Source organism: Streptomyces sp. NPDC007901 (assembly GCF_042959465.1).
Classification (GTDB): Bacteria; Actinomycetota; Actinomycetes; order Streptomycetales; family Streptomycetaceae; genus Streptomyces.
Map to the genome: position 1 here is coordinate 174,948 of NZ_JBIBKW010000021.1, position 26,100 is coordinate 201,047.

General features: G+C 70.8%; 22 protein-coding genes. 17 read left to right on the forward strand and 5 right to left on the reverse strand.

The genetic code is table 11. From position 1 onward, the window contains the following. Positions 1 to 440: 440 nt before the first annotated feature. A complete protein-coding gene (locus ACFZDK_RS44320) occupies positions 441 to 1,031 on the forward strand; it encodes an alpha/beta hydrolase fold domain-containing protein (protein ID WP_390981664.1) in 591 nt (196 codons plus the stop codon). Positions 1,032 to 1,044: 13 nt separating this feature from the next. Here the strand turns inward: ACFZDK_RS44320 and ACFZDK_RS44325 are convergent, their stop codons facing one another. Continuing rightward, a complete protein-coding gene (locus ACFZDK_RS44325) occupies positions 1,045 to 1,953 on the reverse strand; it encodes a LysR substrate-binding domain-containing protein (protein ID WP_390981666.1) in 909 nt (302 codons plus the stop codon). 137 nt (positions 1,954 to 2,090) lie between these two features. On the opposite strand from ACFZDK_RS44325, the gene ACFZDK_RS44330 reads away from it, so the two are divergent. The 3 genes from ACFZDK_RS44330 (at position 2,091) to ACFZDK_RS44340 (ending at position 5,381) form a co-directional block, all read left to right on the forward strand. Then, a complete protein-coding gene (locus ACFZDK_RS44330; protein WP_390981668.1) occupies positions 2,091 to 3,209 on the forward strand; it encodes a PrpF domain-containing protein in 1,119 nt (372 codons plus the stop codon). Further along, positions 3,206 to 4,648 (forward strand): C4-dicarboxylate transporter DctA, encoded by a 1,443-nt coding sequence (gene dctA, locus ACFZDK_RS44335; protein ID WP_390981670.1) that lies wholly within the window; start codon positions 3,206 to 3,208, stop codon positions 4,646 to 4,648. The genes ACFZDK_RS44330 and dctA overlap by 4 nt, the downstream gene beginning before the upstream one ends. Positions 4,649 to 4,850: 202 nt before the next feature. Further along, the gene (locus ACFZDK_RS44340) at positions 4,851 to 5,381 is read left to right on the forward strand and encodes a methyltransferase domain-containing protein (protein ID WP_390981672.1); all 531 of its coding nucleotides are present in this window, start codon (positions 4,851 to 4,853) and stop codon (positions 5,379 to 5,381) included. Positions 5,382 to 5,466: 85 nt separating this feature from the next. Here the strand turns inward: ACFZDK_RS44340 and ACFZDK_RS44345 are convergent, their stop codons facing one another. After that, complete coding sequence (locus tag ACFZDK_RS44345) at positions 5,467 to 6,630, reverse strand: NAD-dependent formate dehydrogenase (RefSeq protein WP_390981674.1); 1,164 nt, start codon at positions 6,628 to 6,630, stop codon at positions 5,467 to 5,469. Between the two features lie 361 nt (positions 6,631 to 6,991). Continuing rightward, positions 6,992 to 7,657, reverse strand: coding sequence for a TetR/AcrR family transcriptional regulator C-terminal domain-containing protein (locus tag ACFZDK_RS44350; protein WP_390981676.1), 666 nt, complete (start codon positions 7,655 to 7,657; stop codon positions 6,992 to 6,994). A 303-nt stretch (positions 7,658 to 7,960) separates the two neighbouring features. On the opposite strand from ACFZDK_RS44350, the gene ACFZDK_RS44355 reads away from it, so the two are divergent. The 8 genes from ACFZDK_RS44355 to ACFZDK_RS44390 all read left to right on the forward strand — a co-directional run bounded on the left by ACFZDK_RS44355 (position 7,961) and on the right by ACFZDK_RS44390 (position 15,651). Beyond that, positions 7,961 to 8,149, forward strand: coding sequence for a hypothetical protein (locus ACFZDK_RS44355; RefSeq protein WP_390981678.1), 189 nt, complete (start codon positions 7,961 to 7,963; stop codon positions 8,147 to 8,149). Between the two features lie 188 nt (positions 8,150 to 8,337). Next, positions 8,338 to 9,249 carry a M48 family metalloprotease gene (locus ACFZDK_RS44360; protein WP_390981680.1) on the forward strand — a complete coding sequence of 304 codons (912 nt, stop codon included), beginning with the start codon at positions 8,338 to 8,340 and terminating at the stop codon, positions 9,247 to 9,249. A 463-nt stretch (positions 9,250 to 9,712) separates the two neighbouring features. After that, positions 9,713 to 10,177, forward strand: a complete 465-nt coding sequence (locus ACFZDK_RS44365) for a hypothetical protein (protein WP_390981682.1) — start codon at positions 9,713 to 9,715, stop codon at positions 10,175 to 10,177. A gap of 98 nt (positions 10,178 to 10,275) precedes the next feature. After that, positions 10,276 to 11,406, forward strand: coding sequence for a pyridoxal-phosphate dependent enzyme (locus ACFZDK_RS44370; RefSeq protein WP_390981684.1), 1,131 nt, complete (start codon positions 10,276 to 10,278; stop codon positions 11,404 to 11,406). Beyond that, the gene (locus ACFZDK_RS44375; RefSeq protein ID WP_390981686.1) at positions 11,403 to 12,683 is read left to right on the forward strand and encodes an MFS transporter; all 1,281 of its coding nucleotides are present in this window, start codon (positions 11,403 to 11,405) and stop codon (positions 12,681 to 12,683) included. The genes ACFZDK_RS44370 and ACFZDK_RS44375 overlap by 4 nt, the downstream gene beginning before the upstream one ends. A gap of 113 nt (positions 12,684 to 12,796) precedes the next feature. Continuing rightward, positions 12,797 to 13,348, forward strand: a complete 552-nt coding sequence (locus ACFZDK_RS44380) for a hypothetical protein (RefSeq protein ID WP_390981688.1) — start codon at positions 12,797 to 12,799, stop codon at positions 13,346 to 13,348. Between the two features lie 129 nt (positions 13,349 to 13,477). Further along, positions 13,478 to 13,927: a hypothetical protein gene (locus tag ACFZDK_RS44385; protein WP_390981690.1), complete on the forward strand. Its 450-nt coding sequence runs from the start codon at positions 13,478 to 13,480 to the stop codon at positions 13,925 to 13,927. Between the two features lie 107 nt (positions 13,928 to 14,034). Then, entirely contained in the window at positions 14,035 to 15,651 is a 1,617-nt protein-coding gene (locus tag ACFZDK_RS44390; protein ID WP_390981717.1) for a multicopper oxidase domain-containing protein, read from the forward strand. A 296-nt stretch (positions 15,652 to 15,947) separates the two neighbouring features. Here the strand turns inward: ACFZDK_RS44390 and ACFZDK_RS44395 are convergent, their stop codons facing one another. Continuing rightward, the gene (locus ACFZDK_RS44395; protein ID WP_355728671.1) at positions 15,948 to 16,319 is read right to left on the reverse strand and encodes a BlaI/MecI/CopY family transcriptional regulator; all 372 of its coding nucleotides are present in this window, start codon (positions 16,317 to 16,319) and stop codon (positions 15,948 to 15,950) included. 879 nt (positions 16,320 to 17,198) lie between these two features. Then, entirely contained in the window at positions 17,199 to 17,843 is a 645-nt protein-coding gene (locus tag ACFZDK_RS44400; protein WP_390981693.1) for a hypothetical protein, read from the reverse strand. Between the two features lie 94 nt (positions 17,844 to 17,937). On the opposite strand from ACFZDK_RS44400, the gene ACFZDK_RS44405 reads away from it, so the two are divergent. The 5 genes from ACFZDK_RS44405 to ACFZDK_RS44425 all read left to right on the forward strand — a co-directional run bounded on the left by ACFZDK_RS44405 (position 17,938) and on the right by ACFZDK_RS44425 (position 25,971). After that, on the forward strand, positions 17,938 to 20,079 hold the full coding sequence (locus ACFZDK_RS44405; protein ID WP_390981695.1) for a ricin-type beta-trefoil lectin domain protein: 2,142 nt from the start codon (positions 17,938 to 17,940) through the stop codon (positions 20,077 to 20,079). Between the two features lie 34 nt (positions 20,080 to 20,113). Next, positions 20,114 to 20,836: a hypothetical protein gene (locus tag ACFZDK_RS44410; protein WP_390981697.1), complete on the forward strand. Its 723-nt coding sequence runs from the start codon at positions 20,114 to 20,116 to the stop codon at positions 20,834 to 20,836. 698 nt (positions 20,837 to 21,534) lie between these two features. After that, a complete protein-coding gene (locus tag ACFZDK_RS44415; protein WP_390981699.1) occupies positions 21,535 to 22,593 on the forward strand; it encodes a substrate-binding domain-containing protein in 1,059 nt (352 codons plus the stop codon). Between the two features lie 437 nt (positions 22,594 to 23,030). Continuing rightward, a complete protein-coding gene (locus ACFZDK_RS44420) occupies positions 23,031 to 24,518 on the forward strand; it encodes a GH32 C-terminal domain-containing protein (protein WP_390981701.1) in 1,488 nt (495 codons plus the stop codon). Positions 24,519 to 24,627: 109 nt separating this feature from the next. Then, complete coding sequence (locus tag ACFZDK_RS44425) at positions 24,628 to 25,971, forward strand: ABC transporter substrate-binding protein (RefSeq protein ID WP_390981703.1); 1,344 nt, start codon at positions 24,628 to 24,630, stop codon at positions 25,969 to 25,971. Positions 25,972 to 26,100 lie beyond the last annotated feature (129 nt).

Genomic DNA, 26,100 nt, shown 5'->3' on the forward strand with positions numbered 1-26,100 from the left:
ACGAGAAACGGCAACCAACCACCCCCGATGCGCGACGGCCGACAACGGCCGGCCACGGAATCCGTGAGAGAAACCGGCAGAGGAACCGGCGCAGGAACCGAATACGGGCGCCGACGAGGTGGAGATCAGCACGGTCATCCTGGAGTTGAAGAAGTCCTTCGACGAACGGTGGAGCGTCGGCGACAACCGCGGCTGCCTCCACAACTGCGCCGAGAAGTCAGCTACTTCGACCCGGCCTCGAGGAACTGGTCGTGGGACGCGACAAGGTCATCGCACACAACGAGTCGATCCACTCGAACCCGCACATCGTGCGCAGTGAGCAGGCGAGAACAGATGACGGACCAGACAGCAGCAGACTTTTTCGGTGCCACGACCATCCGGCCTCCGTCGGACCCGGAGCTCGCGCCCGTCGAGGAGACGCTGGGCGCGGTTTTCCGCCCGTGTCGGACGAGACCCTGCCAGAGATCCGACGGCAGGTGACCGAGGGACTCCCCGGGGTGGAACCGGAGGATTTGACGGCGGGCGGCAGAGTTCGGGTGGAGGAGCGCCAGGTACCCGGGCCGGAAGGCGCGCCGGACATCACTCTGCTGATTCTCAGCCCCGTCGAGGACCGAGGCCCCAAGGGAGGCATCGTCCACATCCACGGTGGCGGGATGATCACGGGGGACCGCCGGGCGCACTTGAGTCATCTCCTCACCCATGTGATCGACGGGAGCGCGGTCGTCGTGTCGGTCGAGTACCGACCGGCGCCGGAGCACCCCGACCCCGCGCCGGTCGAGGACTGCTACGCGGGACTGGCGTGGACGGCGAAGAACGCGGCCGAGCTCGGTATCGACCCCGAGCGACTCATGATCACCGGAATCAGTGCCGGCGGCGGCCTCGCGGCGGGGACCGCACTGCTCGCCCGCGACCGCGCCTTTCCCGCGCTCAGCCACCAGGTTCTGATCTGCCCCTGCCCAAGGCCGACCAGCCTGTCGACCCGCACACCTACGGCACCGGCACGCGGACGGCTCGGTGAGCGCGGCCGGTGACCGGCACGGCGTTTCATCGCCCCCCGGCGACCGCCGCGCTGTCCCGCAGGTAGTCCGTGAAGGCCTCGGCGGCCGGGGTCAGGGCGTGGTCGCCCATGCGGACGAGGAGGATGCGGCGCACCGGGGCCGGGGGCAGCAGCGGCAGGACGCTGACGCCTCCTCGGATGCCCTCCAGGGCCAGGGTGGGGGCCAGGGCGACGCCGATGCCGGCGGCGACCATGGCCTGGGCCTCCTGGTAGTCGTGGGCCTCGTAGGCGATCTGTGGCTCGAAACCGGCCGTGCGGCAGCTGCGGGCGAGGGCCTCGGCCACCGGGTGGTTCTCGGCACGGGTGATCCAGGTGTCGTCGGCGAAGTCGGCGAGGGCGGCCGAAGCACGGCCGGCGAGGGGGTGGTCCGCACCGACGAGGAGTGCCGGCGGGTCGTTGACCAGAGAGGTGACGACGATGTCCTCGCGGTCGATGCGGTTCCAGTCGTAGTCCCACATCAGGGACATTTCGATCTCGCGGTTCTCCAGCATCGCCCACAGCCCCGCGATCCGGGCGCTGCGCACCGTCAGCCGTACGTCGGGGTGCGTGTGGCGGAAGGCGATCACGGCGCGGGGGAGGAGGGACGCGCCGACGGTGGGGAAGGTGCCGACCCGGAGCGTGCCCGCTCGCAGTCCGGCGAAGTCGGCGAGTTCGTTCTCCGCGGCCGTCAGTTCGCGCTTGATCCGCTCTCCCCGCTCGGCCAGCGCGCGCCCGGCGTCGGTGAGCGTGACCCCCCGCGCATGACGCTCGAGGAGGGGCTGTCCTGCCTCTGTCTCCAACCTGCTGACCTGCTGCGACACCGCTGAAGGCGTGTAGTTGAGGGCACGTGCGGTCGCCGTGACCGAACCCCGGCGGGCGACCTCGGCGAAGAGCAGGATGCGCCGGATGTCGAGCATCTCGCCACCTCCAGCGTTCAGTACAGCTTAATACCCATGCAGATTTACGAGATTGTACTTCACGCTGCTCGCGTCCACTGTGGATCGCACCCCGCACGGAAGTGCCGTCGGGGCCGGGTTCTCACGAGGAGTCTGTTGTGTTGTGTCTGCAGGGCGAGATGATCCGCGGAGGTACCAGCAAGTGCTGGATCTTCGACCACCACGACGTGGTGGCGACCGGCGTGGACGTCGACACCCTGCTGCTCGCTGCCTACAACGCCGCCGACCCCCGCCAGATCGACGGCGTCGGCGGTGCCTCCTCCACCACCTCCAAGGCGGCGATCGTCCGGACCTCCGCGAAGCCGGACGTCGACGTCGAGTACGCCTTCGCGCAGGTCGGCATCGGCGACGCGCGGGTGGAGTGGACCAGCAACTGCGGCAACTGCGCCACCGCAGTCGCCCTGTACGCCGTCCATAACCACCTTGTGCCTCTCACGTCGGACTCGACCACGGTGCGGATGCTCAACATCAACACCGGAGCCCGGCTCAGCGGCACCATCCCCACCCCGGGGCGGACCGCCTCCGACGCGGGGACGGCCCGGGTGCCGGGCACCGCCGCGCTCGGCGTACCGGTGCTCCTCGGCTTCGAGGACCCCGCGGGTACCTCGACCGGCCGGACCCTGCCGACCGGTCACGCCCTGGACACACTGACCGGGCCCACCGGCACCGTCGAGGCGTCGCTGGTCGACGCCGGCGCCCCGGCCGCGCTGTTCGAGGCCAAGGCGTTCGGACTCGACGGCACCGAGTCCCTCGCCGACTTCGCCACCGCCGTGCCCGCCCTCACCGTGCTGCGCCGGCAGGCCGCCCTGGCCATGGGACTGGTCCGGGAGAGCGACCCCATCAGCCACGCCGTCCCGAAGGTCGGAGTGGTCGCCCGCCCTGTCGCCTACCGCACCACCGATGGCACCCTCGTCCCACAGGACGAGTACGACCTGGCCGTCCGCATGGTCTCCATGCACGCACCCCACCCGGCGATCGGTCTCACCTCGGCCGTAGCCCTGGCCACCGCAGCCGCCACCCCCGGCACCCTCGCCCACCGTGTCGCCCGGCAGACCGCCGACGGGACGCTGCGCCTGGGCACCCCGGCCGGTGTCATCACCGCCCGAGCCGTCCCCGCGAAGGAAGGCGCGTCCCCCACGGTGCTGCTGCACCGCGCCGCCCGCCGCATCGCCCGAGCCGAACTCCTCGTTCCCGTCCTGGAAGGACGCCCCGTATGAGCCGCAACGACGCTGCCCCGGGTACCGTCAACGCTCCCCCGAGCCGCCCTCGCAGGCTGCTGTCCCTGCTCTATGTCCAGTGCCTGATCGGCGTCCTGGCCGGGGCTGCCGTCGGCTGGCTGTGGCCCTCCTTCGGAGCCGATCTCAAACCCCTGGGCGACGGGTTCATCGCGCTGGTCCGCATGATGATCGCGCCGGTCATCTTCTGTACCGTCGTCCACGGCATCGCCTCCATGGGAAACGCGCGCGCCGTCGGCCGGGTCAGTCTCAAGGCGCTGATCTACTTCGAGGTCCTGACGACCGTCGCCATGGTGATCGGGCTGGTCGTCGTGAACGTCGTGCAGCCCGGAAGCGGGCTGCACGTCGACCCCTCGACCCTGTCGACCAAAGGGCTGCCGCCGGAGGCGACCGCGAGCCACGAGAGCCTCTCTGCGTTCCTGCTCGCCATGATCCCGGACACCTTGCTCAGCGCGCTGACCGGCCACGAGATCCTGCCGGTGCTGCTGGTCTCGGTCCTGTTCGGCTTCGGCCTGAACGCCGCCGGCGAGGCGGGCGCGGGAATCACCCAGGGCATCGAGAAGCTGTCCAAGGTCCTGTTCACGCTCATCCGCTGGATCATGCGGCTCGCTCCCATAGGCGCCTTCGGCTCCATGGCCTTCACCATCGGCAACTACGGCCTGGACACCCTGCGCCACCTGTTCCTGCTGGTCGGCTCCTTCTGGCTCACCGCCCTGTTCTTCGTCCTGGTCGTGCTCGGCGCCGTCATGCGCGTCAACGGCCTGCGCCTGTTGCCCTTCCTCCGCTATATCAAGGAGGAACTGCTGATCGTCCTGGGTACCTCGTCCTCCGAGCCGGTGCTGCCGCGTCTGATGGCCAAGCTCCAGCACGCGGGCGCCTCGAAGCCGGTCGTCGGGATCACGCTGCCCGCCGGGTACTCCTTCAACCTCGACGGCACCGCCATCTATCTGACCATGGGCTCGGTCTTCCTCGCCCAGGCCCTCGGCATCGACCTCAGCCTCACCCAGCAGCTGTCCATGCTCGCCGTCATGCTGCTCACCTCCAAGGGCGCGGCCGGTGTCACCGGCTCAGGCTTCATCGCCCTGGCGGCCACCCTCAGCGCCGTACCGCACGTGCCCGTCGGCGCCCTGGCCCTGATCTTCGGCATCGACCGGTTCATGTCCGAGGCCCGCGCCCTGACCAGCGTGGTCGGCAACGGCGTCGCCACTCTTGCGGTGGCCAAGTGGGAGGGACAGCTGGACGAGGAGCGCGCCAAGGCCGTCTTCCGCGGCGACCTCCCGTTCTCCGCCGCGCCCGAGGACGACCACACCCCCGAGCCGCAGGTGGAACCGACACTCGACGCGAAACCCGAGGCGGTCGAAGAGGCCGCCCCGAAGGCGGCGACCGGGGGCGGCCGTGAGCCGGTGCCCGCCGCCGGCTGACACACCCCTCACCGCCGGTCCGGAGCCGTGGGCTCCGGACCGGCCCCTTCTCGTGTTCAGGCGCACCCCCACTCATGGCGGCGCCCTGGGACGTCATCGTGGTCGGCGGCGGAAACGCCGGCCTCTGCGCCGCACAGTCAGCAGGAGGGAGCCCAGGTCCTCGTACGGGAAAGGCACCACGTCAGTGGGCCGGTGGCCCCTCATGACCGGTGCCGTGGCGGCCGGTTCACGGCGGCTGGCGTACGCGATGACCGAGGGCATCGGCCTGGAGCGGGCCCGGCTCGTCGTCGAACTCGGCCCGGGGACCGGGGCGTTCACCGACGCGGTCCTCGCCCGGCTCGCACCCGACGCACGGCTCGTCGCGGTCGAGCTCAACCCGGTGCTCGCGGCCCGGCTGTCGGCCACCCGGCGCGACACACGGCTGACCGTGGTCCAGGGCTCGGCCGCCGAGCTGGCCGCCGCGGTGGGCGAACCGGTCGACGCGGTGGTCTCCGGGCTGCCGTGGACGGTCATGCCGCAGGACCGGCGCGGGTACATCCTGGATGCCGTGACCGAAGTCCTCGCGCCCGGTGGCCGGTTCACCACCTTCGCCCACCTGCACGCGGCCTGGACCCCGCCCGCCCGTCACTTCACCGCCGAACTGGCCTGCCGTTTCGACCGGTTGGGACGCTCGAGGACGGTGTGGGCGAATCTGCCGCCCGCTTTCGTGCACCGGGCCACCCAGAGGCCTTGACCGCGAGCGGACCGGCGAGAGCGAGGACCGCGACCGAGAAGACCAGCGCGAGGGGGGCAACTGCGCCGCTCCGGCTCGACATGCGTTATCCGGCGACCGTGTAGGAGCGCGCTCCCGTCCCGGCAAGCCCACCGCGGTCGACGATCAGGTACTCCGGACGGATGGGGCGCCCGTCGAACCAGCATTCCAGGATCTCCCGGGTACCGGCCGCGTAGCGGGCCTGCGCCGAGAGGGTCGAACCGGACACGTGCGGCGTCATCGCCTCGTACGGCATGGTGCGCCAGGGATGGTCGGGCGGTGGCGGCTGCGGATACCAGACGTCACCGGCGTAACCGGCCAGCCGGCCGCTGTTGAGGGCCCGCACCACGGCATCCCGGTTGACGATGAGCGCGCGTGCGGTGTTGACGATGTACGAACCGCGCTTCATGGCACCGATCAGGTCGTCGTCGAAGAGGTTCTGCGTCTGCGGATGCAGGGGGGTGTGGATCGACAGCACGTCGACCGAAGTGGCCAGCGAACGAACGTCGGGATGCCAGGTCAGCTCCAGCTCTTCCTCGACGTTCTTGGGCAGCCGGTGTACGTCGCAGTAGTGCAGCGTGACGTCGAACGGCCTGAGGCGGCGCAGCACCGCCTGGCCGATACGGCCGGCGCCGAGGACGCCGACGTCCCAGCCTTCGAGGTCGTAGGCGCGCGAGACGCTGTCGGCGATGTTCCAGCCCTTCTTGGCGGTCACCCAGTCGTGGGCCGGCATGTAGTTGTGGACCAGAGTGAGGATCTGCATGACGGCGTGCTCGGACACGCTGATGCTGTTGCTGTAGGTCACCTCCGCCACCGTCATGCCGTGGTCGATGGCGCTCGGCAGGTCGACGTGGTCCGACCCGATCCCCGCTGTGATCGCGAGTTTGAGCCGGGGAGCGGAGGCGATCCGCTCGGGGGTCAGATAAGCGGGCCAGAAGGGCTGTGAGATCACCACGTCCGCGTCGGGCAGCTCGCGGTCCAGGGTGGAGCCCGGCCCTTCCTTGTCGCTGGTGACGACATAGGTGTCGCCTCGGCCCTCCAGGAACCGGCGTAGTCCCAGTTCTCCCGAGATGCTGCCGAGGAGCTGTCCCGGGACGAAATCTATGGTGTGCGGGGTCGGCGTTGTCTGACCGCCCGGATATTCGGTGATGACCGGAATCTCGTCGCGGGCGTAATCGGGAGGATAACCACCCGCGGGGTCGGGATAGAGCACCGCAAGGATCTTCGCCATGGCCGTCCTCCATCGATGGGGCCGCCGCTCAGGCTGAAACGGTCGGCTACCGATGATCTTGAATTTTAGTCGCGTCCGCGTCGGCGCTGCAATCCCCACGGATGCGATGGAGGTGGGCCGGTGGACAAGGATGCGGATGGACAAGGACGCGGATATTCGATGAGGCCTCTGCGGCGGGAATTCGGGTGACGGTGTGTACCGATCCGTGTTCCGTGCGAAAGCTTTTGAAGCGGGCGGGCGAATCCGGGCCCGGGAGGGAATCTCGGGAGCATGGGGAAGGGCGTTTGCCGGCAAGGGTCGCTCGTGGGTTCGACGCCGTTGTCGTCGGGCAGGGCTCCGCGGGTGGCGGGGGGCCGGTCCGCTACGCCCGGGTCGGGTGTGGTGCGTAGCGGCCGAGGAACATGTCGACGCCACTGATGAGCAGGCGTTCGGTGAGGTCGTCGTCGATGCCGGTGCCGTACGCGCTGAAGACCAGGTGGGGGAAGGGCAGCAGCGAGTAGAGCTGGAGGACCGCGACGTCGATGTCCGGGATGTCGAGGCGTCCTTGTTCGGTGAGCTGTCTGAGTGTTTCCGAGACCGCGGGGTGGTGGCGGTCGGGGCCGGCCTGGTGCCATGCCTCGCCCAGTTCCGGGAAGCGGCGCAGCTCGCGGGCGACGAGGTTGCGCAGGGCGAGGACGTCCGGATTGTCGCGGGTGCCCTCGATCCAGGCCCGGCCTGTGGCGACGAAGGCTTCGCCGAGGTCGTCGGCGCCGATGATCCGGTCGATCGCCTCGGTGAGGGTGCCGCCGAGCGGGGCGTCCAGCGCGTCCTTGACGACGCCGATGAACAGGTCCGCCTTGGTGCCGAAGTGGTTGTAGACGGTCACCTTGGACACGCCCGCCGCGTCGGCGATGGCCTCGACGCTGACGTCGAACCCGTCCCGGAGAAACAGCTCGCGGGCCGCCTTCGCGATGGCTCGGCGTTTGGCTTCGGCCCGTGGTCCGGCGGGCGGCTGTTTGGCGGGTGGCACGGCGTTCTCGGGACTCATGGCAGGAGTGTACTCGCATCTGAACTGAACGGTTCAGTTCATATGAACTGTGCCGTACAGTTCATTTCTTGTGGTGGTGCGACGGGCCGTGTGCCCGGACCGGTCGCACTCCGCGGCCATCCGTTCGTCGAGCCCGGGGAGGGCCGATGCCGTCGGTGACCCGTTCGGCCATCGCACCGCGGCACGCCGGTGCGCCACTCTGCGAAGTTCCGTTCGCCCTCACCGTGCGGCCCAGGGCCCCCTCGGACGCCGTGCCCGTGCCGACGCGGACTGGCCTCGGGCGTTGTCAACACCTTCCATGAAGTGGGCGGTTCGATCGGCGTGGCCGTGATGTCGACGGTCGCCGCGGCCGGTATCGAGCACGGAGCGGTCGGCGGCTTCCCGGACGCCTTCACGCTCAGCGCGGTCGCGGCCGCGGCGACCGCGCTGGCCGCCCTGGCGCTCGTACCGCGCGGGAAGCCGCAGACGACCGGAGGGCCGCACGTCCACTGAGACCCCGGCGAGGGCGGCGGGCAGCGGAGGTTCGGAGCCGAACAAGCCGAACAAGCCGAACAAGCCGAACAAGCCGAACAAGCCGGACCCGGCGGGTGCGTCGGCCGGTTTCGTGGAGCAGATGAGTACGGTGGAAGCGGAGGCGCGCTACGCTCGGCGCTCCGAGCGGTGAGGAGGCGGAGCAGCGCATGATCACAGCCGCGGGGCTGGCCGGATACGCGGCCCTGGTGGGTGCCGTGGCGCCGCCCCTGCTGGCCAGGGCCCCGTGGGCGCACCGGGCGCCGGCTGCCGCGGTCCTGGCGTGGCAGGGCCTCATGGTCACCTTCGTCGTCGCCACCGCCCTCTCGGTGTACCACGTGGTGACGGCCGAACAGCACGTGCACGACGGGGTGATCGGGCTGCTCACCGCGTGTGGACTGCCCGCGGACGCCTCCTCGGCGGGCGACGCGCCGCCCACCTTCGACGACGCCCTGGCGATCGCGGCACCCGTCGTGGTCGTCCTGCTGCCGGCCGGATGGCTGGTCCGGTGCGCCTGGCGGGCGCGACGTGCCCGCAACCGGCAGCTGGACATGCTCACACTCGTCGGCGAACCCGCGCCCGAGCACGGCGCCACGATCGTCCACCACGGCATTCCCGCCGTGTACTGCCTGGGCGGACGCCGCGCCCGCGTGGTCGTCACCAGCGGTGCGCTGGACGTCCTCACCGAGGAACAACTACGCGCCGTACTGGACCACGAGCGCGCCCACATCGCCGGCAGGCACCACCTGTTGAAGATCCTGGTGGCAGCGTTCTCGCGCGCGTTCGGCGGTCTGCCGCTCGCCCGGCACGCCAAGGAGCAGACGAACCTGCTGCTGGAGATGATCGCGGACGACCGTGCCCTGCGGCATCACTCCAGGGCGGCGTTGGCGACGGCGATGTGCGAGGTCGCGGCGGGACGGGCGCCGGCGGCGGCCCTGGGGGCGGGTGGATCGGGAGTTCTCGTCCGGCTGCGGCGCGTCCTTGCGCCGCAGCCCCGGCCGCACCGCGTGGCCCGGCTGGGCATCGTGGTGGCCACGGTCGTGGCTCCGCTGCTGCCCCTGACGGTGGCGTGCGTGCCATGACTCCGACAAGGCCCGCGCCGTTTGCGACGGTTGTGCGTTTGGCGCGGCAGGAACGCCTGGCCGGGTCCCCACCGCCATTCTGAAGACGCCGACCGGCCCAAGCGCACGAACAACCAGGACCTCCGGCGCTCACTCGAGGTCTCGCAGGCGATCCTCTTGCGTGGTCGGCGGCGCCGGTCCGACGCCCGCGGTGTGGGCGTGCAGGCGGTAGATCGTCAGTCCTCCCGCGGCGACGTCGGTGCCGAACTCGCCGGTTTTCGGCGGCCTCGACGAGTTGCTCGGGCGGCTCTTCGGGGGGACAGGCGGGCCCCTGCTGCCGGGCTCGCGACACCTCACGCACGGCGATCACGGCCTCGTCCGGGACGGTGGCCGGATACGCGTACCCGCGCTGTGGCCTCCGGCTGATTCGCCCATATGCGCAGGAAAGCTGCCGGATCGTGACGATGTGCTTACCATCTGTCGCATGCCGCAGGAATCTGCCGGCTGCGCGAGGGTGCGCAGGCCGGCCCTCGCCCTCCTCGTGGGTCTGGTGCTGATGCTCCTGGCCCACGCTGTCGCGTGCGCCGCGGACCTGGATGACGGCTATCCGCACGCAACGACCGTGGCCGCGCCGGCGGTGCATCCGGAGGCCGGAGCGAACAGCCCGCGCTCCGCGTGGGCGGTGGCGGACTGTGCCTCGGACCACGGGGCGGACGAACACGACGGGCATTGCACCCTGTGCTGCGATCCGGCTGACCGGCCCGCCGGCCCGCGGGTGCCCGCGCAGACCCTGGTTCTGGCGCTCACGCTGCTCGCGCTGCTCTCCCTGCGGCACCGCGTGGTGGATCCCGTGCCGTCGGGCGGCCCGCCAGGGGGCGGCGACCCGGCAGCCGTGCCGCATTCCGCCGGCCCCCATCTGCTGAACCTGGTCTGCGTCAGCCGTACGTGACCGTGCCGCCCGGCGCGCACCGCCGGGCCCTCCGGCACACCCACCCGTACGGCGGACACGCGGCCCCAGCGCGAGCGGGGCCGCGAGAGGACCCCCACATGAGCACTGCCCTGCGCGACGTCACGTCGCACGACATCACCTCGTTCCTCGCGGCACACGAACTTCCCGAACCGGCCGGGGCGCCGCGACGCTCACCGGCCGGCATGGTCGGCAACACCCCCGTCCTGTGGATCGGCGAGCCCTTCAACCCGGCGGGCCGCGGCTTCTGGGCGAAACTGGAGGGCGCCAACCCCGGCGGCATCAAGGACCGCCCCGCGCTCCACATGGTGGCCGCGGCCCGCGAACGGGGTGGCCTCCGGCCAGGGGCGCCGATCGTCGAGTCCACCAGCGGCACCCTCGGCCTCGGCCTGGCCCTGGCCGGGATCACGTACGGCCATCCGGTCACCCTCGTCACCGATCCCGGCATGGAGCCGCTGATGGTGCACCAGCTGCGCGCGCTCGGAGCGCACGTCGACGTGGTCACCGAGCCGCGTCCCGTGGGCGGCTGGCAGGAGGCGCGCCGCGAGCGCGTGCGCGAGCTGCTCGCCCGTACCCCGTCGGCCTGGTGTCCCGACCAGTACAACAACCCCGACAACGTCGCCGCCTACGCCTCGCTGGCACTGGAACTCATCGTGCAGCTCGGACGGATCGACGTCCTGGTCGCGGCAGTCGGCACCGGCGGCCACTCGGCGGGCATCGCCCGCACCCTTCGCGGCTTCATCCCGGAACTCAGGCTCGTCGGCGTCGACTCGGTGAACTCCACCGTCTTCGGCCAGCCCGCCGGACCCCGTCTCATGCGCGGCCTGGGCAGCAGCATCCACCCCGGCAACGTCGACCACGCGGCCTTCGACGAGGTCCACTGGGTGGCCCCGGGCGAGGCGGTGTGGGCCTGCCGCCGACTGGCCCGCGGCCACTACGCCAGCGGCGGCTGGAGCGTGGGCGCCGTCGCACTCGTCGCGAACTGGCTGGCCCGGACCGAACCGGAGCGGACCCGGATCGCCGCGATCTTCCCCGACGGCGTGCACCGCTACTGGAACACCGTCTACAGCGACCGGTTCTGCCGCGCCCACGACCTCGTCCGCGGCCACCCCGCCGCCGAGCCGGACGAGATCGCGCACCCGGGTGAGCGCACGGTGGAGCGGTGGACCCGCTGCACCGACGTCACCGTGCCGGAAGGGGCGGCGCGATGAAGTCCCTTGCCGCGCAGTTCCGTTCGTTCAACGGATGCAGCAGGCTGCTGATGATCCAGCAGTTCACCATCAACTCCGCCTTCTACATGCTCATGCCCTACCTCGCCGTCCACCTCGCGGACGGCCTGGGCCTGGCCGCCTGGGCGGTCGGCCTGGTACTCGGGGTGCGCAACTTCGCCCAGCAGGGCATGTTCCTCGTCGGCGGCACGCTCGCCGACCGGCTCGGCTACAAGCCCGTGATCGTGACGGGGCTTGTACTGCGGACCGCCGGTTTCGGGCTGCTCGGCTTCGCCGGCTCACTGCCGGCCCTGGTCGCGGCGTCGGCGGCGACCGGGTTCGCGGGCGCTCTGTTCAATCCCGCCGTCCGTGCGTATCTGGCGCAGGAGGCGGGGGAGCGGCGCGTGGAGGCCTTCGCCGCCTTCAACGTCTTCTACCAGGCCGGGATGTTCGTGGGCCCGCTGGTCGGACTCGCCCTGCTGTCCGCGGACTTCCGGCTCGTCTGCTCCGTGGCCGCCCTGCTGTTCCTTGCCCTGACGGTGATTCAGCTGCGCATGCTGCCCGCCCACGGGGGCACATCGCGGGCCGACCGCGGCGGGGTGCCGGCCGACTGGCGCACGGTCGTCGCCAACCGCCCGTTCCTGCTCTTCGCCCTGGCCATGATCGGCTCGTACGTCCTGTCCTTCCAGGTCTACCTGGCACTGCCGTTGCAGGCGCACCGCATCGCCCCGGACCGGGGTGACGCGGTGACCACCGTCCTGTTCGCGGTCTCGGCCGCGGTCGCCGTGGCCGGTCAGCTGAAGATCACCGCATGGGCACGGGCGCGCTGGTCGTCCCGGCGCGCCATCGTCTACGGCATCACGCTCATGAGTACGGCCTTCCTCCCGCCGCTCGTCGACACCGGTACGGCTACCGGGACCTCCGGCCCGGCGGCCTGGGCCGTGGCACTGGCACCGCTGTTCGCGGCGGTGGTCCTGCTGGGCCTGGGCACAGCGTTGGTCTACCCGTTCGAGATGGACACCGTCGTCTCCCTGGCCGGCGGACGCCTCGTCGCCACCCACTACGGGCTGTACAACACCGTGGCCGGTCTGGGCATCACGCTGGGCAACCTGACCACCGGCGCCGTCTGGGACGCCGCCGACCGTCTGGGACGTCCGGAACTGACCTGGTGGGTGCTCGCGGCGACGGGCGCGTTCTGCGCCGGCTGCGTCGCACTGCTGGCGCGCTCGGGTCGCCTGGCGGCGTGTCCCGGACGGGAGCTCACGGCGGTGGCGTCGTGAAGGGGAACGGTAAAGGTCTCGCCATGTGCGTCTCCTGTGCCTGAACGGTCCGCCGTCCACGAACGTACTAAGGGCATCAGTAGATAACTCACGCGACAACAAGGGAGAACTCCGTGTCCCCGCACCGCATTGCCCTCGTCATGGCCTCGGGCGTCGCCTCGGCGTTGCTGCTCACCGCGTGCGGGTCGTCCGGTGACGACTCCGCGAACACCGGCGCGGCCGCACCGGTGGCCTCCGCATCCGCCGAGACCACGGCACCCGCCGACGGCGGCACGTCCACCGCGAGCAGCGGCACGGGCCATATGGTCAGCACGAACATGCTGATGTCCAAGACGATGTCCGGCATGGGGGCGGTGGTCACCGACGCCCAGGGCTTCACGCTCTACCGCTACGGCAAGGACCAGGTGAACATGTCGATGTGCACCGGTAGTTGTGCGGAGACCTGGATGCCGGTCATGGCCGACGGCACCCCTCAGGGGATGGGTGTGCAGGCCAAGGTCGGCGTCCTCACCCGCGACGACGGCATGAAGCAGGTCACCCTCGCCGGCTGGCCGCTGTACCGCTACATGGGCGACACCAAGGCCGGCGAGATGAACGGCCAGGGCAAGAACGGCACGTGGTTCGCCGTGACGCCGGCGGGCAAGAACACGGCCGCCTCGGGGTGACGGCTGCCGCGTGCCCTGCGGAGGCCGGTCATCGGCCGATGTTGTGTACGTGGCTCACTTAGTAGAACCATATACCCCCAGTAGGTATAGTGGGCGGGTCGTGTCAGACAGAACAGAGCGCGGAAAGCGATGGCGACAGTGACAGACGGGCAGGCCGGACCGCGAGGCGGTGCAGCGCGCTGCGCGCGGGCCGTGGTCGTCGCGCTGCTCGCCGCACTCGCTGTACTCGTCCACCACGACACGACGTCCGTGGTCACGCCCGCCCACTCCATGAGCGCGATGGCCGGCCTGGATCACACCTCCGCCGCCATGGCCCCGACGGCCGCCCCGGCCGCGCACGGCACGGTCCTCAAGGCCGTGGACACGGCGATGGACGATGACGGCGGCGCCTGCTCGGGGCCCGGCATGCAGCACTGCTCGGCCGGGGACGTAGGCATGGCGAAACTCCTGCCGCCGCCTGCCGCTGTCACCGCCTTTCGGTCGGATGCCTTCCGTTCCGTGTCCGCCCAGCGCGATCCGACCGGGACGTCCTACCGTGCGCCACCCGATCTCTCCGTCCTCTCCCGGCTGCTGATCTAGGCCGGATCCCGCGAGCCGCCGCCGCGTCCCCCTGGTACGTGAGCGGTGCTGCCCGCGCGCGGTCCGGCCGACGGCACATCGAGTAGAGGACTCCCCACGTGAACCACATGAACAGCATCAACCGCCGCTCCGTCCTGCTGGCCGGGCTCGGCGTCGCGGGCGCGGGCGCGCTCGCCGCCTGCAGCAGCGGCTCCGGCAGCTCCGCCCCCTCCCTGGTCAGCCCCGATGACGCGGCGGTCGCCGCCGCCGAGAAGAAGCGCAAGACCACTGGCAGGACGCAGCAGGTGACCCTGACCGCCGCGCGCGCCATGCTCGACCTCGGCGGCGGGGTCATGGCCGACAGCTGGGCCTTCAGCGGCCGGACCCCAGGCAAGGAACTGCGCCTGTCCGTGGGCGACACCCTTGCCGCCGAGCTGTCGAACCAGCTGCCGGACAGGACCACCACCTCCGTCCACTGGCACGGCATAGCCCTGCGTGCCGACATGGACGGGGTACCCCCGGCCACCCAGGCCGCCGTACGCGCCGGCCGCAACTTCACCTACCGCTTCGTCACCGACGCCCCCGGCACCTACTTCTTCCACCCGCACGTCGGCGTCCAGCTCGACCGGGGTCTCCACGCCCCGCTGATCGTGGAAGACCCCAGGGAACCGCTCCGGTACGACGACGAGTGGGTCGTCGTACTCGACGACTGGGTCGACGGAGTCGCCGGCACCCCCGACGAGGTCTACGCCGAGCTCAAGCAGGGCATGGGCGGCATGGACATGGACGGCATGGACGGCATGGACGGCATGGACGGCATGGACATGAGCGGCATGAGCAACATGAGTATGAACAGCGGGAGTTCGGACGCGAGCGCCTCGCCGTCCGGCTCCGGCGGCATGTCGATGAAGTTCACGCTCATGGGGGCACGGAGCAAGCTGCTCGGTGGCGACGCGGGCGACGTGAAGTACCCGTACCACCTGGTCAACGGACGAGTCCCGGCGGACCCGGACGTGTACACCGGCAAGCCGGGCAAGCGGGTGCGGCTGCGCATCATCAACGCGGGCGGGGACACGGCCTACCGGGTGGCGCTCGGCGGGCACAAGCTGACCATCACCCACACCGACGGATACCCCGTTCAGCACCAGCAGGTCGACGCCCTGCTCGTCGGCATGGGGGAGCGGTACGACGTCCTGGTCACCCTCGCGGACGGTGTCTTCCCGCTGGTCGCCCTCGCCGAGGGCAAGGATGCCAACGGTATGGCGCTGGTCCGAACCGGTTCCGGCAGCGCCCCGATGCCGACCGTCCGCCCGGAGGAACTCGACGGCATGATCATGACCGCCTCCCGGCTGAAGGCGGCGGACGACGTCCGGCCGACGACGAAGAAGGCCGACCGGGTGCACCGTATCGAACTGACCGGAGGCATGGGCAAGTACAACTGGGGCATCAACGGCAAGCGGTTCGACATGAGCGACCCGACCGCGAACCCCATCCTGGTCAGGCAGGGCGAGCGGGTCCGCCTGGACTTCGTGAACAAGACGACGATGTGGCATCCGATGCACCTGCACGGCCACACCTACCAGCTCGGCACCGACGGCCCGCGCAAGGACACCACCATCGTGCTGCCGAAGAAGACGGTGTCCGTCCACTTCGACGCCGACAACCCGGGCCAGTGGATGCTGCACTGCCACAACGCCTACCACGGCGAGGCGGGGATGATGGCGCTGGTGGCCTACCAGGCCTGACGAACATCGGGCGTTCGCGCATGGCGATCCCGACCCCGCCCCGGGTCGGCAGGTCCCCGCTCCCGGCGGCGCCGCAGGATCGGTCGGCATGCCCTGCGTCGACGCCGGGGGAGGAACTCCGGGCCTCCGCGGACCTGCGTCGCCCGGTGGATCTCGTCCTGCTCGACCCACCGGGTGATCCCGCCGGCGACGACGACTCTCCGGCGGGCTCACAGCGGTACGGCCGTCCGCGGGGCCAACTCATGCCGAGCGGTTCGCGCACGCCCACGTGGCGGTCGATCTCCGGGCAGCGCCGGTCACGTGTCGGCGCGTTTTCCCGCGTTGCGCAGGGCCTTGCGGAGCGCGGTGATCTCGGCGGAGGACATCTGGTCCACGAAGTGGGTCAGCGCCACCGGGCGGTCCTCGCTGGCGCTCAGGGCGTCCTCCATGAGGGCGGCCGCGTACTCCTCCCGGGTGCGGACCGGTTCGTACAGCCAGGCCCGGCCGTCCTTCTGCTCGCGCACCAGCCAGCCCTTGCTGTGGAGGATGTTGGCCACGGTCATCACGGTGGTGTAGGCGACGGGCCGGGTCCGGTTGATGTCGTCGACGATCTCGCGCACGGTCGCCGAGCGCCTCCACCTCCACAGACGGTCCATGATCTCCGCCTCCAGATCACCCAGCCGTCGCATGCCCTGCGTCTCCTTCTGCGCCGCGGTAACAGGAGTCATCGTAAAGGCTGCGGTACGACCGGTGGGTTGGCCCGAATGCGGACGAGCCCGACGCGGCGGACGCGAGCCCGTCGACGGGTGACGCACGGTCGTCGGCCGTCGCCCCGGGACGGCCGGCGCCTGGAATACCGCGCACGTCAAGAACACCTCTTCACCAGTACGACTTCGCGCCGAACCGGGAGGACGGACCCCGCTGCGGCCTGACTTGTCCATCCGGGACGCGTTCGGGACGCAGGTTGGACACAAGGATCGGAAGAGACTGACAAGGGCCGAGAGGGACTGAGGCGTCAAACCTAGTCTGAGCTGGGAAAACGGCCAATATGAGCACTGATCGACAAGGGCCGCCGAGATCCTCGAAGGACTCGTGATCCGTCGGCCGTGGGTTCGAGTCCCCCCCGCCCCACCAGTGCGGGTCTGTGACCTGTGGAAGCGTCTTTTTGGACGTTGGGACGTCAACTGCGCCTGGGGCCTGCGCGTAGGCCCCGGTGCGGTCACGGCACACGACCTGGACGCCCGGTGCGGCGGCCGTGCGATCCGCACCCGCCGGGCGGTCGGTGGCACATCTCATGATCCTGATGCGCGGGCAGAGCGCCTTCGTCTCCCTGCCCGACGGCCGAGCCCCCGCGACCGGGCGACGACGTCCGCACCGCGCCCGCGGAGATCCTCACTCCTGGGCTCTGACCACGACTAGGCCTATGAACTGGCGGAAACGACCGCTCGGGAGGCCTGTTCTGCTGGGCCGTCCCGAGGTCGGTGGCCACGAGGACAGGGCCGTCGACGGGTGCCCAGTCCCCACGGGCGTGTGACAGTCGGCGGTTTTGGCGAGTGTGCATAGACGGATCATCTGCGTTCTCCGGAGGGAACCGGGCATGACGACGGTGCGGAGCTACGTGATGCCGTGCCACTCCCGGCGTGCCGTGACCAGCGAACGCCATCGTGCCCGCGTGCTTGTCTCCCATCGAGCCAGAGCGGTGGGTCGGGGCGGCCGGAGGCGAGCGGTAGGCCAGCCATGAAGGACACGAGATCGATGTAGTACGCGTAGTCGCCGCCATGGGTCAGCACTTGGAGTCGCGCGAGGACGTCTTCCACCTGACCGGGATTGCCGCACACCGCGTGGTGGAAGCCGAGGGCGAGTTCGAGGGAGGTCTGAGCTGCCCTGATGCCGGCGTTATGGATCTGCGTGCGGAGCCGCTGGGCATGGTTCTCGACGTCCGTGTCGCGCGTTCCGGCGACACGGACAAGTACAGCGATCTGAGCGGTAAGGGTGGTGGCGCGTTCGTCGTGTCCGGTCAGAAGCCGTCGCGCGAGGTCGAGTTCGTCGTCGGCGACGCCAGGGTCGGTGAATGCCGGCGCCCAGGCTCGGTGGGCTGGGGCGATAGCGCGTTCGCCGACGTAACCGAAGTGCTCGGCTTCGGCGCGATGGGCTTCGTACGCGGCGGCCGCGCGCGGCACCGCGGGCACCGGCTGCAAGTCCGCGAGCGGCACTGCCTGGGGCTACCGGCAGGACGGCCAGTCCTCGGCCGGCCCCATCGCCGAGGCACCGGACTCCGCCGCGGACGCCACCGCGCCCGACAGCGACATGGCGGCCTCGCTGACCGCCGCCGCACCCGCCGCCGGCACGGTCTCCACCGACACCACCGGCTACTGGCAGTCCTTCACCTTCGACGCGATCGGCAACCGGGCGAGCCTCACCGAGCACGACCCCGCCGACACCGCCAAGGACGTCAAGAGCGTCTACGGCTACGGCACCCAGGGCACCGGCGGCACGCTCGCGCAGCCGCACACCCTGACCAGGGTCACCCCGGCCACGGGCACCGCGTCCAGCTACACCTACACCGCGGTCGGCAACGCCGAGACCCGGACTCTGCCCGGCGGCACCCAGAGCCTCCTGTGGAGCGCCGAGGACAAGGTCACCGAGGTCAAGGGCTTCGGCGACGGCGCCGGAGCGGTCGTCGGCCTGTCCGGCAAGTGCCTGGACGACGCCAACGCCTCCACCGCCGACGGCAACCCCGTCCAGCTCTACCGGTGCAACAACTCCCGCGCCCAGCAGTGGCGGACGACCGGCGACACCCTGCGGATCTTCGGCAAGTGCGCGAGCGCCTCCGGCACCGCGAACGGCACCAAGATCCTGCTGGCCGCCTGCGACGGCGGCAGCGCGCAGAAGTTCACCGTCCGCACCTCCGACAAGAGCCTCTACAACCCCGCCTCCGGCAAGTGCGTCGACGTGCCCAGCTCCAACGACGCGGACGGTACCGACCTGCAGCTCTACACCTGCAACGGCAGCACCGCCCAGCAGTGGACGCCGGCCGACCGCACGACGTACGTGTACGACGCCGCCGGCAACCGGCTGCTGGAGCACACCGCCGCGGGCAGCGTGCTCTACCTCGGCGAGACCGAGGTGAGCGCGGACAGCAAGGGCAACATCGTCGCCGCCTCGCGCGGTTACTCCCACTCCGGGGCGCCCACCGTGGTCCGCTCCACCAAGTACGGCAGCACCACCGGTCACCGGCTGAGCATCCTGCTCACCGACCAGCTCGGCACCGCCACCACCACGGTGGACGAGTCCAGTGGACAGCCCGTCACCCGCCGCTTCTCGAAGCCCTTCGGCGAGACGCGCGGCAGCCAGCCGTCCAGCTGGCCCGACCGGCGCTCCTACCTGCGCACCGGAATCGAGGACACGGCCACCGGCCTGACCCACCTCGGCGCCCGCGAGTACGACCAGTCCACCGGCCGCTTCCTCTCCGCCGACCCGCTCATCGACCCGTCCGACCCGCTGCAGATCAACGGCTACTCCTACGCCGACAACAACCCGGTCACCAAGAGCGACCCGGACGGCCTGCAGGCCGTCGAGTGCTGGGAGGGCACGGCGGTGTGCCGCAACGGAGTGCCCGTCGCGGCAGACCCCCCGGAGGAGATCAAACCGGCTCACGCGCTCACCCAGCGCACGGTCAGCGGCCGCCAGGTCATCTACGACGACAGCGGCGTCCCGCACACACTGGGCGGGCAGTCGAAGATCGCCTCGGAGAAGGTCGCGTTCGACTACATGAACGCGGACCTGCGCAACGGCGGCAAGTACTACGACGGCTCCAAGAACGGCAGCGGCTCCCGGTACCTGTGGCAGGACGACAAGGGCGTGATACCCAGGAAGGGGTTGATGCACGGCCCCAACGGCGACCATGTCGCGGCCGGTACCACGGCGGACTACATCAAGGTCACGTGGAAGAACGGCAAGATCGTGGCCGTCGACACCTGGGACGCCAACGAGAGCAACGCCAAGGTGTTCAACGCCGACGACGTCGCCAAGACGGTTTCCAACAAGATGAACACCACCAGCACCGGCAAGGGGCAGACCCAGAACGTCGTCTACGTCGCCAAGAGCCAGGCCGAGGCGGAGGCGATCCGGGACAGGTTCATCGGCAACAAGCACGTGCGCGTGATCTGGCCGGACGGTGCTTTCGACACGCAACGCGTGCAGCCGCTGGTGCGCAAGGTCAACGGCGGGACCGTCCGGATCACCCCCGGCGAGGTCACCGAGAAGGCTCCCAGCATGCCCGATGCGCCGTCCGAGCCCAGGACGGGCGGGGCGGGAAGCCGGGTGGGCAAGCTCATGGGCGGTCTCGGGGTGATCGGTGACCTCTACATGATCTGGGACGCCACCCGGTCGTGGCAGCGGGGCTGTGACGGATGGCTCGTGTCCTGTGACCCGCCGCCGATGATGTGACCATGAGCGTCGGGAACAGACCGAGGAAAGGGCTATGGCGAAAGAGCGAGTGACGGTGTGCGTCCCCCCGGGCGACCCGGGGGACGTCGTCCGGGCCATCACCGCGGCGATGGCGCCGTACGACTACAACCGTGACGCCGGCGTCGGCGATCCGGACGGCGAGACCTGGTGGGACTACTGGCAGGTCGACGGCGGGGGCTGCGAGTTCCTGGTCGTCCCGGGGCACGAGGACGACCCGCGCCTCCTCCGGGGTGCCAAGACCCTGTCCGGAGAGCCGCGCAACGTGCCGCCGGCACTGTGCGACGGCGGCCCGCGAGCGCTGCTGGATCTCGAAACGCCGCGGGCCCGGGCGGCCGCCCGGGCCCGCAGGGCCTTCGGGGCATGGCAGGAGTTCGCCGCCGCCTACCCGCCCGGCCGCGCCTTCGGGGACTTCCGGGCCCGGCACCTGGCCGACCCCGGGAGCTATTCACCGATGCAGGCCGTGGAGGACTACCGCGCTCAGCCGGTCATCGCGGCGTTCCTGGACAACCCGGAACTGGAGGAGATCGTGGGCGGCGACCCGATCGCCCGCCTGAGCGGCGACCTCGACGCCCTGGTACGCCACGCCATGGACTCCGCCCTGCCCTCCCACGCCCTGCTGACCCTGGACGGACGCTGGCTGGACATCGCCAACGCCGAGCGGCGCCACTATTTCAACGACTACCTGGACGCGCTTCCGGCCGACGCCTACGCCGTCCGCGTGCTGTACCACGGCTGAGGTCCGCGCCCGCCTCGATGCCTCCGAAGGAAGCTCTTGTCTCGTTGCCGGGCAGTAGCTCGTTGCACGGACGTCCTGCCCTGCCAGAACGGCTGTTGAGGCTCCAGTCCAGCGACTCGGACCGGAGCCTCATCCTCAGGGGCCGAACAGGGGCCACAAGGGCAGGCGCGGACAGACAAAGACCGTGCGGGGCTGACCGCGATCAACGCGTCTGACCTGGGAATACTTCACGGATCGACGTTGATCGGCAAAGCCCGCCAAGATCCTCGAAGGACTCGTGATCCGTCGGCCGTGGGTTCTGGGCTTCGGGCCAACGGGCTGAATCCGTTACTCATGAGTTCGACGCCGCTGCCGTCGGCTCTCATTCCAATCGCTCCCACCCATGCGGACGTTGTGGTCCGGCGCCGGCGCCGGTCTTCGGAACTGCCCGGTCGCGGATGCGGGCCGGCCTGGGGCTGAGCCCCGCGGGACCTGCTGGGAAACCCCCTCCTGGAGACGGGCCGGCAGTCGGTGATCGCGCGGGCTGTGCGAGGGCCCCGGTGCCTGTCGGTGCCGGGTCGGAGCCCAGGGGGCCGACATCCCGTGGCCAAGAGTTCGTAACGAGCCATTGACATGAGCCCCGGCCGTGGGCACCCTCATGGGAACGCGGTTGGCTAAACGATTTACCAACCCGGTATCCACTACTTTGGGCAGGGGCAATGGCGCGCCGGATCGGGATCAAGGACGTGGCCGCGGCGGCAGGTGTGTCGACCGCGACCGTGTCGCACATCCTGAACGGCGTCGAGGGCAAGCGGGCCAGCGCGGAGACCCGGCAGCGGGTGCTCCAGGTCGCCGAGGAACTCGGCTACGCGCCGAACGGACTCGCCCGGGGACTGCGCACCCAGCGCTCGCAGACCATCGCCCTCATCAGCGACGAGATCGCCACCACCCCGCACGCCGGCCGGATGATCCTCGGCGCCCAGGAGGCCGCCGCGGCCGAGGGCCTGGTGCTGCTGCTGGTCAACACGAGCGGCGACGCCGAACTGGAGCGCACGAGCATCGAGATGCTGCTCCAGCGCCAGGTGGACGGCGTCCTGTACGCGGCCATGTACCACCGCGTCGTGGAACTCCCGGAGAGCCTGCGCTCGACGCCCACCGTGCTGCTCGACGCCCGCTCCGCCGACCCCGCCGTCCCCTCCGTGGTGCCCGACGAGGTCCAGGGCGGGTACGCGGCGGTGCGCGAACTGCTCGACCACGGGCACCGCAGGATCGGCGTGACCGTGCAGCCCGTCGACCTCCCCGCCCGGCAGGGCCGCCTGGAGGGCTACCGCAGGGCGCTCGCCGAGGCCGGGGTGGCGTACGACCCGTCACTGGTCGCCGACGAGACCGCGGTCCCCTTCAACACGGTCGGCGGTGACGTGGACGCCGGCTACCGGGCCGCCCGCCGGCTGCTGACCGCGGAGCACCGCCCGACGGCGCTGTTCTGCTTCAACGACCGGATGGCCGCGGGTGCTTACCGGGCCGCCGCCGAGCTGGGACTCTCCATCCCCGGCGACCTGTCCGTCATCGGGTTCGACAACCAGGAACTGGTCTGCGAGTCCGTCCACCCGCAGCTGAGCACGGTTCGGCTGCCGCACTACGAGATGGGGGCACGGGCCGTGGCCCAGTTGCTCGCACTCACCAGGACACCGGGCCGGCCACCGGGCCCGGACACCCAGGAGAAGCTGCTTTGCCCGCTGGTGGCGCGGGCATCGGTCGCTTCGCCGCCCCGACTCTGACCCCGGGACGGCGAAGCAGTTCACACCATGACAGGCGACCGTTGCGACCGGTCGTCATCCCTGTCAGTTCTTCGAACAAAGTGAGGGTACACATATGTCCGCCGACACGTTCAGCGAGCCGTGGCACCGGCGCAGCCGGCTGAATCCCCTACGGCCGCCGGTGCGCGCATAGGCGTGGCCGGGCCGGTCCGCGCGCGTCCGTCGCGCTCCTCCACCACCCCGGCCGCCCCGCCGCGAGGGTGCTGAGCCGCCCGCTCCTCGCCGGCACTCCGCCCTGCCTTCCGCGCGCCCCGCCACCGCCGCCCTGCCGCCGCGGCCCGCGAACCGTGCCGGTGGAAGGCGTCTTCATCACGTCCCACGAGGGGATCGTGACGACCGGCCCCGTCCGGTGGACGTCCGTCCCCTCCTGCTCCCCGCACATACCGAAAGGCACGTGTGTGTCCACCGCGCCCTGCGATCCGTACCGGCCCGTCGCGCATCTGCGCCCGCCCCGGAACTGGATCAACGACCCCAACGGGCTGGTCTTCCACGACGGCCACTACCACGTCTTCTACCAGTACAACCCGTACGGTTCGACCCACGCGAACATGCACTGGGGCCACTTCCGCAGCCCCGACCTGCTGAGCTGGGAGCAGCTGCCGATCGCCCTGTCCCCGGCCCCGGGCGGCGTGGACGCCGACGGCTGCTTCTCGGGCAACGCCGTCTCCGACGGGGACCGGCTGGTCGCCTTCTACTCCGCGCACCGCGAGGACCGTTCGCCCCAGCACCAGCCGGTCACCTCCGCCACCTCCCTCGACGGCGGCCGGACCTTCGGCCCGCGGGGTGAGCTGGTCATCCCCGAATGGCCCCACGAGTGCACCATGTACCGCGACCCGTACGTCTGGCGGGACGGCGACCGCTGGCGGATGCTGGTCGGCGCCGCCCTCGCGGACGGCCGCGGCGCGGCCCTGCTCTACGAGTCGCCCGACCTGGAGGACTGGACGTACCTGGGCCCCTTCGACGCCCGCGAGCAGCAGCCGGTCGGCACCGGCACCGGACTGCACACCGGCGAGGGCTGGGAGTGTCCCCAGTACCTGCCCGCGCAGGCCGGACGGCCCGGCGCCCTCGTCTTCAGCGCGTGGAACCACCACGACGGCGTACGGTGCGTCGCGGCCCTGGTCGGCGCGGAACACGGCACCACCCTCGACGCCGGCCCGGCGGTCCTCGTGGACCACGGCCCGGACTGCTACGCACCCGCGCTGCTGCGCGCACCGGGAGACCGGTGGCTGTTGTGGGGCTGGTCCGAGGAGGCCCGGGAGCAGTCCTGGGCGGTCGCGGACGGCTGGTCCGGCGTGCTGACCGTGCCCCGCGAGATCGCGGTCGGCGACGACGGCACGCTGCGGCAGGAGCCCGCCGCCGAACTGCTCGCCCTGCGGGGTGAGCACGTCGTCCGTGCCGAGGGCACGACCGACGGACCGGAGCCCGTGGAGCTGGGCGGTGTGGGCCGTGCCTTCGATCTGACGGCCCGCCTGGAGACGACCGGCACGGCCGGCCTGCGGCTGCTCACCGGCACGGACGAGGCGGATGGCTCCGAGTATCTCGACATCCGCCTCGACGCCACCACCGGCGAACTGGTCGTCGACCGCGACCACGCCTCGCTGGACGCCCGGGCCCGCGGCGGCGCTCACCGGATGCCCTGCCCGGCCGGTCGGCCGGTCGAGCTGCGCCTGGTCGTCGACCACTCCCTCGCCGAGCTCTTCCTGACCACCACCGGCCAGGTGCTCACCCTGCGCTTCTACCCGACCGGGGACGCCCCCTGGCGACTGCAGGCCCGCCCCGCGCCGGACGCGCGCCTGGGGTACGCGGTCGACGCCTGGGAGCTGCTCCCGCTCGTGGTCAAGGAGCCGAGCGCCGAGACCGAACCGCAGCAGGGGCAGCGCACATGACCGACCCGTCGGCCATGTCGCCGTACCCCACCTGCCGATCCCACAGACCCCCCATGCACCTCCGCACCACCCGCCCTCGCCCGCACCGCACTCCGGAGGCACACCGCTCATGAACACCGGCAGCAGAAGGTCCCGCCGTACGGCCCTGACCGCCCTGACCCTCGTCCTTCCCCTGACCGCGGTGGCCGCCTGCGGTGGCGGCAGCGGTACCGGCACGTCCGCAGAGCAGGGCAGCGGTACGGGCACCATCACCGTCTGGGCCCACCAGGGCCAGGCCAGCGAGGCCGCCGCGCTGCAGAGCGCGGTGAAGACCTTCAACTCCTCGCAAGCGAAGGTCAAGGTCAAGCTGACGCTGATCCCCGACGCCGACTACACCAAGACCATCACCGCGACCGACGCCTCCAAGCTGCCGGACGTGATGGAGTTCGACGGCCCGACGATGGCGAACTTCGTCTACAACAAGAAGCTCGCCGCGATCGACACCTACGTCTCCGCCAAGACCCTGTCCAACGCCACCGACGCCATCAAGGCGGAGGGCCGGATCGGCGGCAAGCAGTACGGGCTCGGGATGTACGACTCCGGGCTCGGCGTCTACGCCGACAAGAAGCTGCTGGATGCGGCGGGCGTCAAGTACCCCACCGGTCTCTCCGACGACTGGACCGCGGCCGAGTTCACCGCCGCCGTGCAGAAGCTCGCCGCCAAGGACTCCGACGGCAAGAGCCTGGACCTCCAGGAGAACAACGGCTTCGCGAGCGAGTGGGGCACCTACGCCTTCGCGCCCGTGGTCTGGTCGGCCGGCGGCTCCCTGCTGAAGGACGGCAAGGCGGCGGGCGCCCTCGACACCTCCGCCGTGGCCTCGGCGCTGAAGACCTTCCAGTCCTGGAAGAAGTACACCGACCCCAACACCGACGGGAACGCCTTCGCCAAGGGCCGGGTCGCGCTCAGCTGGGGCGGTCACTGGAACTACCCGGCGTACAGCAAGGCGCTCGGCAAGGACCTGGTCGTGCTGCCGCTGCCGGACTTCGGCAACGGCGCCAAGACCGGCCAGGGCTCCTGGGAGTGGGGCATCGGCGCCGACACCAAGAACGGCAAGGCCGCCGGCGCCTTCCTCGACTCCCTCCTGAACGACACCAACGTCACCGCGATGACCACGGCCAACGGCGCCCCGGCCGGCACCAAGTCCGCGCTGGCCGCGAGCACGCTGTACAAGAAGGGCGGCCCGCTCCAGCTCTTCGCCGACCAGCTCGCCAAGCCCTGCGGTGCCAGCGACATCACCAAGTCCTGCGTCGCGGTGACCCGCCCGATCACCGCCGGATACCCGACGGTCACCGCCAAGTTCAGCCAGGCGCTGAGCGACGTCTACGGCGGCGCCGACCCGAAGACCGCCCTGGCCAAGGCCGCCCGCGCCATCGACCAGGACTTCTCGGACAACGACGGCTACCCGCTGTCGTAGCCATCCAGCAGCCGGGCGGTACGGACGCGCCCTGACAGCGTCCGTCCCGCCCCCCCCGGGAGAGGGCACCAACCCCGACCAACCGGCACCCCCCACCCCCCACCCCCCCCCCCCGGGCCCCGCCCCCCC

What these genes read in the sequence shown, in the direction of transcription:
- ACFZDK_RS44325 (WP_390981666.1), bottom strand. Translation starts at nt 1,953, where the DNA reads ATGCTCGACATCCGGCGCATCCTGCTCTTCGCCGAGGTCGCCCGCCGG.
- dctA (WP_390981670.1), top strand. Translation starts at nt 3,206, where the DNA reads ATGAGCCGCAACGACGCTGCCCCGGGTACCGTCAACGCTCCCCCGAGC.
- ACFZDK_RS44340 (WP_390981672.1), top strand. Translation starts at nt 4,851, where the DNA reads ATGACCGGTGCCGTGGCGGCCGGTTCACGGCGGCTGGCGTACGCGATG.
- ACFZDK_RS44345 (WP_390981674.1), bottom strand. Translation starts at nt 6,630, where the DNA reads ATGGCGAAGATCCTTGCGGTGCTCTATCCCGACCCCGCGGGTGGTTAT.
- ACFZDK_RS44350 (WP_390981676.1), bottom strand. Translation starts at nt 7,657, where the DNA reads ATGAGTCCCGAGAACGCCGTGCCACCCGCCAAACAGCCGCCCGCCGGA.
- ACFZDK_RS44360 (WP_390981680.1), top strand. Translation starts at nt 8,338, where the DNA reads ATGATCACAGCCGCGGGGCTGGCCGGATACGCGGCCCTGGTGGGTGCC.
- ACFZDK_RS44365 (WP_390981682.1), top strand. Translation starts at nt 9,713, where the DNA reads ATGCCGCAGGAATCTGCCGGCTGCGCGAGGGTGCGCAGGCCGGCCCTC.
- ACFZDK_RS44370 (WP_390981684.1), top strand. Translation starts at nt 10,276, where the DNA reads ATGAGCACTGCCCTGCGCGACGTCACGTCGCACGACATCACCTCGTTC.
- ACFZDK_RS44375 (WP_390981686.1), top strand. Translation starts at nt 11,403, where the DNA reads ATGAAGTCCCTTGCCGCGCAGTTCCGTTCGTTCAACGGATGCAGCAGG.
- ACFZDK_RS44385 (WP_390981690.1), top strand. Translation starts at nt 13,478, where the DNA reads ATGGCGACAGTGACAGACGGGCAGGCCGGACCGCGAGGCGGTGCAGCG.
- ACFZDK_RS44390 (WP_390981717.1), top strand. Translation starts at nt 14,035, where the DNA reads ATGAACAGCATCAACCGCCGCTCCGTCCTGCTGGCCGGGCTCGGCGTC.
- ACFZDK_RS44395 (WP_355728671.1), bottom strand. Translation starts at nt 16,319, where the DNA reads ATGCGACGGCTGGGTGATCTGGAGGCGGAGATCATGGACCGTCTGTGG.
- ACFZDK_RS44405 (WP_390981695.1), top strand. Translation starts at nt 17,938, where the DNA reads ATGGCGGCCTCGCTGACCGCCGCCGCACCCGCCGCCGGCACGGTCTCC.
- ACFZDK_RS44410 (WP_390981697.1), top strand. Translation starts at nt 20,114, where the DNA reads ATGGCGAAAGAGCGAGTGACGGTGTGCGTCCCCCCGGGCGACCCGGGG.
- ACFZDK_RS44415 (WP_390981699.1), top strand. Translation starts at nt 21,535, where the DNA reads ATGGCGCGCCGGATCGGGATCAAGGACGTGGCCGCGGCGGCAGGTGTG.
- ACFZDK_RS44425 (WP_390981703.1), top strand. Translation starts at nt 24,628, where the DNA reads ATGAACACCGGCAGCAGAAGGTCCCGCCGTACGGCCCTGACCGCCCTG.